Here is a 10,092-nt window from a genome sequence, read left to right on the forward strand (position 1 = left end):
CGGGACCGCCGTGCGGCGGTCCCGACACGGGCGCAGGAACGCGGCTCCGCCCCGGCTTCCGGGTCCCGGGGCACCGGCTCCTGACCCGCAGTCAGGCCGCGGCTGCCGGAACCACTGCCACCGGGCAGCGGGAGTGCAGCAGCACCGCGTTGGAGACCGAGCCGAGCACCAGGGCACTGGGCCGCAGCCGGCGGCGGTGCCGCCCGACGACAAGCAGGGCGCCGGACTCGGAAGCGGTCACGAGGCGCCCCGCGGCGTCACCGGGCGCGACGACCGGTTCCACCGCGACCTCGGGGTAGTGCTCCTCGACGAAGGGCCGGAGCCGCTCGCGCTGCGCGGCGACGGTCTCCTTGGCCACTTCCGGCCCCCCGGTGTCCAAGCCCTCCGGCACACCGCCCAGCAGGGTGAGCGTGGAGAAGGGGACGGGATGGGTGGTGATCACCTGGAGGCGGGACCGGCGGCGGCTCGCCTCGCGGAACGCGAAGTGCAGCACCTCGTCCTCGGTCTGCTCCGGGTCGAGACCCACCGTCACCGGCCCGTACGGGACGGCCACCGCCTCGTGCCCCCGCTGCCGGTGCGGCACGACGATCACGGGGCACCGGGCGTGCGCGGCCGCGGCGCGGCCGTTGGAGCCCAGGAGGAGACTGGCGAAACCGCCCCGGCCGCGTGACCCCAGCACCAGCAGTTGCGCGCGCGAGCCCAGCTCCGGGATCACCACCGACGGTTCGCCGCTGATCGTGGCGAACCGCACCTCCGGTGCGTCCTCGTACTGCTGAAAGTGCTGCTTCACTCCGTCGATCACCGGGTCCTGACCCTCCGGTGGCGGCTCCGGGGCCTGCATCGAGACTCCGTAGAGGTTCGGCGGCAGGGGCCAGACGTGGACAGCGAGCACCTCCGCCTCCCGCGCCCGGGCGGCGGACGCCGCCCACTGGAGAGCCCGCAGGCTGTGGTCCGAGCCGTCGACTGCGACGATCACCGGCAGGTCGGACATCGTCATCTCGCATCAGTCCTCTCGGGGCGTCCGGGTCCGGATCAAGTGCCCTCTCCTCCAGGGTGCAACCGCCGGGGCGGTTCCGCGAGGGGCCGAGCGGCCCTCCGGCCGCCGTTGGAGTGAGGGCTTCCGGCCCCGGGCCGGTCGGCCGGTCGGGCGGAACGGGCCCGGCGGCACGTCCGGGGGCGGGGCGTGCCGGATCTGCCGTTCGGCGGGCGACCGGCCGAGAGGCACGGGCCGGGTCGGCACGGCCCGGGAAACGAACAAGACCCCAGCAATGCTGGGGTCTTGGTGAGTGTCCGAGGGGGGACTTGAACCCCCACGCCCGATAAAGGGCACTAGCACCTCAAGCTAGCGCGTCTGCCATTCCGCCACCCGGACCGGTGTCGGCAACACGGCTGCGGGCCGCGGCGACGAGGACAACACTACCAAGGATTGCCGGTGCTCCTCACCCCGGTTCGCGGCCGGCCCGCCACCCGGCGGACGCGGGGCGCCGCCGCGCGTTCGCCGGGTCCGGGACCGCGCCGCAGGCCAGTGGCGCAGCGCCGGGCCCCGCGCCGGATTCCGACGCCGGGCCGGCCGGGCTCCGGGCCGGCCGGGCTCAGCAGGGACGGATGCGGTGGCCCCGCAGGTGCTCGGCCGACCGCTCGGCGGTGCTCAGCGAGCCCGCCGGGTTGGCACCCGCGTCGGGGGCGTCGTCGCGTTCGACGAGCCAGTGGTGCCGGCGCCTGCCCTGCCCCCGGGTGAGAGCGGAGACGAAGCCGCGGTGGCCGTCCCGGTGGTCCTCGTCGTGCTCGCCGTCCTTGACGTGGAACAGCGGAAAGCGCTCCGGATCGCGCTTGACGTAGGCGAGCGGGTCCAGCGGGGCGGGAACGCCGCCGGGCCGGACGCGGCCCGTGGGAGGCCCTCAGCCGCCGCTGCCGAAGGCGGCGTCGAAGGCGGCGGTGGGCGGCTCGTAGTCGTACGCCTTGAGTCTTCTCAGCGCCTCGGGAGCTCCGGCCAGCCGGTCCATCCCTGCGTCCTCCCACTCGACGGACACCGGTCCTTGGTACCCGATCGAGTGCAGCATCCGGAAGACGTCCTCCCACGCCACGTCGCCGTGGCCCGCGGAGACGAAGTCCCAGCCGCGGCGCGGGTCGCCCCAGGGAAGGTGGGAGCCGAGCCGGCCGTTGCGCCCGTCGAGCCGGCGCCGGGCCTCCTTGCAGTCGACGTGGTAGATCCGGTCGCGGTAGTCGTAGAGGAACCCGGTGGGATCGAGGTCCTGCCAGACGAAGTGGCTGGGATCGAAGTTGAGCCCGAAGGCCGGCCGGTGGTCGACAGCCTCCAGGGCCCTGGCCGTCGTCCAGTAGTCGTAGGCGATCTCCCCCGGATGGACCTCGTGGGCGAAGCGCACCCCCTCGGCGTCGTAGACGTCGAGAATCGGGTTCCAGCGGTCGGCGAAGTCGGCGTAGCCGCGCTCCACCATCGCGGGGGGCACTGGCGGGAACATCGCCACCAGGTGCCAGATCGCCGAGCCGGTGAAGCCGACCACGTTCCGCACGCCGAACGCCGCCGCGGCGCGGGCGGTGTCGGCCATCTCGGTCGCGGCCCGCCTGCGGACCCCCTCGGCCTCACCGTCCCCCCAGATCCGGGCCGGGAGGATGGCGCGGTGCCGCTCGTCGATGACGGCGTCGCAGACGGCCTGACCCACCAGGTGGTTGGAGATCGCCCAGCAGGACAGGCCGTACCTGCTCAGCAACTCGCGGCGCCCCTGGACGTAGTCGGGCTCGGTCAGGGCCCGATCCACCTCGAAGTGGTCGCCCCAGCAAGCCAGTTCGAGGCCGTCGTACCCGGCGTCCCGGGCGATGCGGCAGACCTCCTCCAGGGACAGGTCGGCCCACTGGCCGGTGAAGAGCGTGAAGGACCTGGGCATGGCGGTTACTCGCTTTCTCCTGGGTGCTGCTCGGGCACGGGGACGCGGGCGCTGTCGGCGGCTGCGCTCTCCTCGACCGCCGCGAGCACACGCTGGACCTGGAGCCCGTCCGCGAACGACGGCTCGGGCCGGGTGCCGTCGGCTATCGCCGTCACCATGTCCCTGGCCTGGTGGACGAAGGTGTGCTCGTAGCCGAGCCCGTGGCCCGGGGGCCACCACGCGGACAGGTAGGGATGGTCCTCCTCGGTGACCAGAATCCGCCGGAATCCGGCCCGGCCGGCGGGCTCGGTGTGGTCGTGGTAGGTCAGCTCGTTCAGGCGCTCCAGGTCGAAGCCCAGTGAGCCGAGTTCACCGTTGAGTTCGATGCGCAGGGAGTTCTTGCGGCCGGCGGCGACCCGGCTGACCTCGAAGGAGGCCAGCGCGCCGGACGCCAGTCGTCCGGAGAAGAGCGCGGCGTCGTCGACCGTCACCGGCCCCCGTCCGACGCCCCCCGGCAGCGGGCGGTCCTTGACGAAGGTCTCCACCTGACCCGACACGCCCGTCAGCCGGGAGCCGGCCAGGTGTTGGGCCAGGTCGACGATGTGCGCGCCGAGGTCGCCCAGCGCGCCCGACCCCGCGTGCTCCCGGCGCAGCCGCCACACCAGCGGCAGCTCGCGGTCCACCGTCCAGTCCTGGAGGTAGGTCGCCCGGACGTGGCGCAGTTCGCCCAGCCTGCCCTCCGCGACCATGTCCCGGGCCAGTGCGAGCGCCGGCGTGCGGCGGTAGTTGAAGCCGACCATGGCCAACTGTCCCCGCGCGGAGGCCGTACGGGCGGCTTCCGCCATCGCCTCCGCCTCCTCGACCGTGTTGGCGAGCGGCTTCTCGCACAGGACGTGCTTGCCCGCCGCGAGTGCGGCGACGGCGATCTCCGCGTGGCTGTCCCCGGGAGTGCAGATGTCGACCAGGTCGACATCGTCCCGCTCGACCAGGGCGCGCCAGTCGGTCTCGGCGGCGGCCCAGCCGAGCCGGTCCGCCGCTCTGGCCACCGCGCCCGGGTCCCGTCCGCACACTGCGGCCATCTCCGGACGCAGCGGCAGGTCGAAGACCCGGCCGGCGGTGCGCCAGCCCTGCGAGTGGGCCGCGCCCATGAAGGAGTACCCGACCATCCCCACCCCGAGTGCCGGGGTCTGGGTGTTCTGCTGCATGGGTGCCCCCTGTCAGTTGAAGCCGGTCGGCAGGTACTCGTCGACGTTGGACTTGGTCACCACGGCGGAATAGAGGGTGAGCGAGGCCGGGATCTCGAACTCGGCGAGCCCGGAGACGCCCTTGCCCTGGGCCAGTGCCCGGGCCAGGTCGACGGCGGAGGCCGCCATGGTCGGCGGGTAGAGGACCGTGGCCTTCAGGACGCCGCTGTCGGCCTTGATAGCGTCCATCGCGTGCCGGGAGCCAGCGCCGCCGACCATCAGGAAGTCGCCCCGCCCGGCCTGCTCGATGGCCCGCTCCGCGCCGACACCCTGGTCGTCGTCGTGGTTCCACAGTGCGTCGAACTCGGGCTGCGCGCGAAGCAGTTGCGCCGTCTTCGCCTGGCCGGACTCCACGGTGAACTCGGCCGCCTGCCGGGCCACCTTGCGGATGTTGGGGTAGTTCTTGAGGGCGTCGTCGAAGCCGCGGGTGCGCTCCTGGGTCAGCTCCAGGTTGTCCAGCCCGGCGAGTTCGATGACCCGGGCGTCCTCCTTGTCCTGGAGCTGCTCCCCGATGTAGCGGCCGGCGTTCAGGCCCATCCCGTAGTTGTCGCCGCCGACGTAGCAGCGGTAGGCCTGCTGGGAGTCGAAGATCCGGTCCAGGTTGACCACCGGGATGCCGGCGCGCATGGCCCTGAGGCCCACCTGGGTCAGCGCCTTGCCGTCGGACGGCAGGATCACCAGGACGTCGACCTTCTTGTTGATCAGCGTCTCGACCTGACCGATCTGCTGGGCGTTGTCGTTCGAGCCCTCGGTGGTCTCGAACGTCACGTCCTCGTATCGCTCGGCGCGCTTGGTGGCCTGCTCGTTGATGGCGTTGAGCCAGCCGTGGTCGGCCTGCGGACCGGCGAAGCCGATCGTGACTGCCTTGCCCGGCTTGTCGTCGGCGACCTGGGCCCCGCCGCTCTCGGAGATCTCGGCGTCGTTGCTCTCGTTGCTCGTGCATCCGGCCAGGAGCACGCCGGCGGAGACCGCCGAGGCGCCCAGCAGCAGGCCTCTGCGACTGGGGCGGGACGGCTGGGGCGCTGCATTCATGGGGCACAACCCTTCGTGGATACCTGGGAACTGCGGGAACCGGCGGGTAAGGCGGTACGGGGTGGCGACGCGGGGGGCGAGGTGCGGCCGGCCGGTGTCCGGCGGGCCCACCGGCCGGTCAGGGATGGTCGGAGCGCGTCCGTCGCTGGATCAGGACGGCGGCGACGATGACGGCGCCCTTGGCGATCTGCTGCGAGGCGCTCTGCAGGTTGTTCAGCGCGAACAGGTTGGTGATGGTGGTGAAGACCAGCACGCCCAGCACCGACCCGGTGATCGTGCCGCGTCCGCCACTGAGCAGGGTGCCGCCGATGATGGCCGCCGCGATGGCGTCCAGTTCGTAGAGGTTGCCGTTGGTGTTCTGGCCCGAGCCGGTGAGCACGACCAGCATGAAGGCGGCGATCCCGCAGCACAGGCCGGAGACCAGGTAGAGGGAGAGCCGCTGCCGTTTGACGGCGATGCCCGCCAGCCGGGCCGCCTCCGGGTTCCCGCCGACCGCGATGGTGCGGCGGCCGAAGGTGGTGCGGTTCAACACCAGCCAGCCGGCCAGGGTGACGGCGGCGAACACCAGCACCAGCGGCGGTACGCCGAGGACGTACGAGCTCCGCTCGCCGAGGGCGAGCACCGGGTCGACGGTGACGAGCTGGGTCCGGCCCTCGGTGATCTGGAGGGCCAGGCCGCGGGCGGCGGCGAGCATGGCGAGGGTGGCGATGAACGGCACCATCGGCCCGTAGGCGATCAGCACGCCGTTCACGAGCCCGCAGCCCAGGCCGACCACGATCGCGCAGAACAGGACTCCGATCAGCCCGAACTCCTGCGTGGCGACGGTGGTCGCCCACACGGACGCCAGGGCGACGATCGCCCCGACCGGGAGGTCGATGCCGCCGCCGATGATCACGAAGGTGACCCCGACGGTGACCACGCCGATGACCGAGGCCTGCGTCAGGATCAGTTGCAGGTTCCCGGTGCTCAGGAACTGCTCGGGCCGGGTGATGGCCCCGACCACGGCGAGCAGCACCAGGACGCCCAGCAGGGAGAGGTTGCGGACATCGGTGACGGCGGCGAGCGCGCTGTGCCCTCCGGGGCCGCCTGCGCCGGAGGGCGAGCCGGACGGCTCTGCCTTGCGCAGGGAGGGCGGTGGGTTCAGCACGTCGGCCTGCCTTCCAGATCGGTCGAGCCCGCGATGACGAGGTCGAGCACCCGGTGCTCGTCCAGGTCCCGGGCGTCTGCGGTGTGCACCACGCGTCCTTCGCGCAGCACCACCACCCGGTCGGCCAGGCCGAGCACCTCGGGGAGTTCGCTGGAGACCAGCAGCACCGCCACTCCTTGGACGGCGAGGGCCCTGATCAGGCCGTACAGCTCGGATCTGGCGCCGACGTCCACCCCGCGGGTGGGTTCGTCGAGGAGCAGGACCCGGCACTCGCGCAGCAGCCAGCGGGCGAGCACGGCCTTCTGCTGGTTGCCGCCGGAGAGGGTCCGCACCGGCCGGTCGGGGTCGTCGGGGTGCAGCGAGAGCTCGCGGATCCGGCTGCGCGCCGCCTTCCGCTCCCCGGCGCGGTCGAGCCAGCCGCCGCACGCGAACCGCGACAGCGAGGCGACCGACACGTTGCGGGTGACGGACTCCAGCATCAGCAGTCCCTGGGCCTTGCGCTCCTCGGGTGCCAGCCCCAACCCCGCCCGGACCGCCGCGGGCACGTTGCCCGGCGGGAGCGGCCTGCCGTCCACCAGCACCCGGCCCGCGGTGGGCTTCCGGGCTCCGTAGACGGTCTCCAGGATCTCGGAGCGCCCGGAGCCGACCAGCCCGGCCAGCCCGACGATCTCGCCGGGACGTAGTTCGAGGTCCAGCGGTTCGAACTCCCCCTTCCGGGCGATCCCCTCGACGCGCAGCACGGGTTCGGCAGCGGCCCCGGGAGCGGACGCGGCGCTCTCGGGGCGTGCCGGGAAGGCGTGGGCGACGTCGCGGCCGGTCATCAGTGCGACGATCTCGCCGGTGTCGGTGTCGCGGGCGGGCAGCCCGCCGGCGACGGCCCGGCCGTCCTTGAGGATCGTGACCCGGTCGCCGATCCGCCGGATCTCCTCCAGCCGGTGCGAGATGTACACCACCGCCACTCCGTCGGCGGTCAGTTCGGCCACGATCCGGAACAGGTTGTCCACCTCGTCCGGGTCGAGCACGGCGGAGGGCTCGTCCATCACGATGAGCCGGACGTCGTGCGAGAGGGCGCGTGCCATCGAGACCACCTGGCTGCCCGCGGCCGAGAGGTCGGCCACGCTCCGGTCCGGGTCGATCTCCGGGTGGCCCAGCCGGCGGAGCAGCTCGGCCGTCCGACGGCGGCTGTGCGAGCGGCGCACGAAGCCGGCCGTGGCGGGCTCGTGGCCGAGGTGGACGTTCTCCGCCACCGACAGGTGCTCCACCAGGTCGAGTTCCTGGTAGATGGTGGCGACGCCGCTGGCGGTCGCCGCGCTCGGCGAACCGAACCGCACCTGCTGGCCCTGCCAGGTGATCCGCCCCTCGTCCGGCTGGTGGGCGCCGGAGAGGATCTTGATCAGGGTGGACTTGCCGGCGCCGTTCTGACCGAGCAGGCAGTGCACCTCGCCGGGCAGCACCTCCAGGTCGACACCGTCCAGGGCGCGCACGCCGGGGAAGGTCTTGGTGATGGACGTCATGGTCAGTACGGGTTCGGGCGGGGGCGCCATGGTGTGCCTCCTCGGCGGTGACGCCGGTACTCGGGCAGGGCTGATCACCGTTGCGGCCCCGTGCGGGGACAGCGGTGCGGGTGGTGCGGCTCGGACGGTGCGCGGGTGCGGGTGGTGCGGTACGCGGGTGGTGCGGCTCAGGCGGGTGAGAACAGGTGGTCGCTGATCAGTCGCGCGCCGCCGGTCACACCGGCGGCCGGGCCGAGTTCGCCCAGCACGATCGGGAGGTTGCCGGTCGCCAGGGGCAGCGACTGGCGGTAGACCTGGGTGCGGATGCTCGCCAGCAGCGTGTGGCCGAGGCCGGTGACCCCGCCCCCGATCACGACGAGCCCGGGGTTGAAGAAGCTCACCAGTCCGGCGATGACCTGACCGGTGCGGGCGCCGCCCGCCCGGATCAGCTCCAGCGAGGCGGTGTCACCGGCTGCCGCAGCGGTCGCCACGTCGATGGCCGTGAGCCGGCCGGCGGACTCCAGACGTACGGCGAGTTCCGGCGAACGGCCCTCGCCCACCGCCGTCTCAGCGTCTCGCGCGAGCGCGGCACCGCTGAAGTGCGCTTCCAGGCAGCCCCGGTTGCCGCAGGGGCACTGCCGGCCGTCCGGCTCGACCTGGATGTGACCGATGTCCCCGGCGCTGCCGGTGGTACCGCGGTGCACGTTGCCGCCCACCACGATGCCGCAGCCGATGCCGGTGCCGATCTTCACGCAGATGAAGTCGCGCACGGCACGCGCGACCCCGGCCTGCTGCTCGCCCATCGCCATCAGGTTCACGTCGTTGTCGACCATCACCGGGCAGCCGAGTTCCTGGCTGAGCGCCTCCCTGACCGGGAAGCCGTCCCAGCCCGGCATGATCGGCGGGGCCACCGGGACGCCCTCGGGGAACCGGACCGGACCGGGAACACCGATCCCGGCGCCGTCGAAACCCTCGGCGAGTCCGGCGTCGCGGAGCTTGCCGGCCATGGCGAGCGCCTGCTCGAACACGGCCACCGGACCCTCGCGGACGTCCATCGGCTGGGTGAGGTGGCCCGAAATCTCCAACTCGGCGTTGGTGACCGCTACGTCCACCGAGGTGGCGCCGATGTCGATCCCCAGGAAGCGGAGGCCGGGCGAGAGCCGGATGTTGTGCGAGCGGCGGCCGCCGCGGGAGGCGGCGAGGCCGTCGGCGACCACCAGCCCCGTCTCCAGCAGCCGGTCGACCTCGACGGCGAGCTTCGACCGGGACAGCTCGACCCGGTCCCCCAGCTGGGCGCGGGAGTTCGGCCCGTCGTCACGCAGCAGGCGGAGCAGCCGCGCCTGATGCCCGTTCGCGGGTCGAGCGGTCATGCGCCTCACTCTGGCCCTCCTTTCCCTCAGTCGCCGGCGTGGGGAACCCGGTTCTCGGGGGTGCCCGTGCGTCGACGGCCCCGGCCCGGGGCGCCAGCTCGTCCGTCCGGCCTCACGAGGGGCCGGACGGCGGGCTTGCACGGGGAAAGTAGCAGCGAGCACCGGGGGTGGGAAGGAGTTGCGCAGACAACCGTCAGACTTTTTCCTGTTCGAGGACAAAGAGGTGCACGGAGGGTTGCTCCCTGCCGTCAGGTACGGCCCTCGCGCTCCTGGAGGCCCGGCAGCTCGGGCGCCCCGGCCACCCAGTCCGCCCGGACCACCCGGAAACCCGCAGCCCGGTACGCCGCGCACACCTCCGCGTCGTCGTCCACGACGACCTCCACCTCGCGTGCGGCCGCGAGCCGCCGCAGCAGGCCGGGCTTGGTGGCGCGAGCCGGCCGCCGGTCAGCCTCCGAGCGCATCCACAACTCCCCCGCCGGCAGGCCGTGCTCGGCCAGCCAGTCGAGCGTGTCGCGGCGGCAGCGCTCCGGACGGCCGGTCACGTACCCCAGCTCGCACGTCCGCGCCCACTCCCGCGCCAGCGCCACCCCCACGGCGAGTGGCGGGTCCTGCCGCGCGGCGGCGAAGAACCCCTCCCAGTCCTTCCGCGCCCGGCGACCGCCGGACGGAGCCGTGACGAAGTGCAGGCGGTGCCGCACGTCGCACAGGGTTCCGTCCAGGTCGAAGACGGCCAGCGGCCGCTGCTCGGTACTCATGGCACGACCCTACGAGGACGGGAAGTGCGGTCGCGGGACGGCTGCGTGGGAGGGGGCGACCGGGGTACCCGACCCACCGGCCGCACCGGCCGCACCGGCCGCACCGGCCGCACCGGCCGCACCGGCCGCACCGGCCGCACCGGCCGCACCGGCCGCACCGGCCGCACCG

The 10,092-nt window shown here is 73.2% G+C and carries 8 protein-coding genes and 1 tRNA gene; all 9 read right to left on the bottom strand.

Going from position 1 to position 10,092, the window contains the following annotated elements; translation table 11 throughout:
• Positions 1–91: 91 nt before the first annotated feature.
• The gene (locus tag H300_RS0108165; protein ID WP_486583656.1) at positions 92–997 is read right to left on the bottom strand and encodes a universal stress protein; all 906 of its coding nucleotides are present in this window, start codon (positions 995–997) and stop codon (positions 92–94) included.
• A gap of 290 nt (positions 998–1,287) precedes the next feature.
• Positions 1,288–1,372, bottom strand: a tRNA-Leu gene (locus tag H300_RS0108175).
• A 526-nt stretch (positions 1,373–1,898) separates the two neighbouring features.
• Complete coding sequence (locus H300_RS0108180) at positions 1,899–2,903, bottom strand: sugar phosphate isomerase/epimerase family protein (protein ID WP_028427042.1); 1,005 nt, start codon at positions 2,901–2,903, stop codon at positions 1,899–1,901.
• A gap of 5 nt (positions 2,904–2,908) precedes the next feature.
• On the bottom strand, positions 2,909–4,087 hold the full coding sequence (locus H300_RS0108185; RefSeq protein ID WP_028427043.1) for a Gfo/Idh/MocA family protein: 1,179 nt from the start codon (positions 4,085–4,087) through the stop codon (positions 2,909–2,911).
• 12 nt (positions 4,088–4,099) lie between these two features.
• On the bottom strand, positions 4,100–5,158 hold the full coding sequence (locus H300_RS0108190; RefSeq protein ID WP_028427044.1) for a substrate-binding domain-containing protein: 1,059 nt from the start codon (positions 5,156–5,158) through the stop codon (positions 4,100–4,102).
• A gap of 118 nt (positions 5,159–5,276) precedes the next feature.
• Positions 5,277–6,302 carry an ABC transporter permease gene (locus tag H300_RS25690; RefSeq protein ID WP_037979589.1) on the bottom strand — a complete coding sequence of 342 codons (1,026 nt, stop codon included), beginning with the start codon at positions 6,300–6,302 and terminating at the stop codon, positions 5,277–5,279.
• Positions 6,299–7,849 (bottom strand): sugar ABC transporter ATP-binding protein, encoded by a 1,551-nt coding sequence (locus H300_RS0108200; RefSeq protein WP_028427045.1) that lies wholly within the window; start codon positions 7,847–7,849, stop codon positions 6,299–6,301. The genes H300_RS25690 and H300_RS0108200 overlap by 4 nt, the downstream gene beginning before the upstream one ends.
• Before the next feature lie 137 nt (positions 7,850–7,986).
• Positions 7,987–9,168, bottom strand: coding sequence for an ROK family transcriptional regulator (locus tag H300_RS0108205; RefSeq protein WP_028427046.1), 1,182 nt, complete (start codon positions 9,166–9,168; stop codon positions 7,987–7,989).
• 248 nt (positions 9,169–9,416) lie between these two features.
• Positions 9,417–9,923 carry a phosphatase domain-containing protein gene (locus tag H300_RS0108210; RefSeq protein WP_028427047.1) on the bottom strand — a complete coding sequence of 169 codons (507 nt, stop codon included), beginning with the start codon at positions 9,921–9,923 and terminating at the stop codon, positions 9,417–9,419.
• Between the last annotated feature and the right edge of the window lie 169 nt (positions 9,924–10,092).

Source organism: Streptomyces sp. TAA040 (genome assembly GCF_000424845.1).

What these genes read in the sequence shown, in the direction of transcription:
- H300_RS0108165 (WP_486583656.1), bottom strand. Translation starts at nt 997, where the DNA reads ATGACGATGTCCGACCTGCCGGTGATCGTCGCAGTCGACGGCTCGGAC.
- H300_RS0108210 (WP_028427047.1), bottom strand. Translation starts at nt 9,923, where the DNA reads ATGAGTACCGAGCAGCGGCCGCTGGCCGTCTTCGACCTGGACGGAACC.
- H300_RS0108190 (WP_028427044.1), bottom strand. Translation starts at nt 5,158, where the DNA reads ATGAATGCAGCGCCCCAGCCGTCCCGCCCCAGTCGCAGAGGCCTGCTG.
- H300_RS0108185 (WP_028427043.1), bottom strand. Translation starts at nt 4,087, where the DNA reads ATGCAGCAGAACACCCAGACCCCGGCACTCGGGGTGGGGATGGTCGGG.
- H300_RS0108180 (WP_028427042.1), bottom strand. Translation starts at nt 2,903, where the DNA reads ATGCCCAGGTCCTTCACGCTCTTCACCGGCCAGTGGGCCGACCTGTCC.
- H300_RS0108200 (WP_028427045.1), bottom strand. Translation starts at nt 7,849, where the DNA reads ATGGCGCCCCCGCCCGAACCCGTACTGACCATGACGTCCATCACCAAG.
- H300_RS0108205 (WP_028427046.1), bottom strand. Translation starts at nt 9,168, where the DNA reads ATGACCGCTCGACCCGCGAACGGGCATCAGGCGCGGCTGCTCCGCCTG.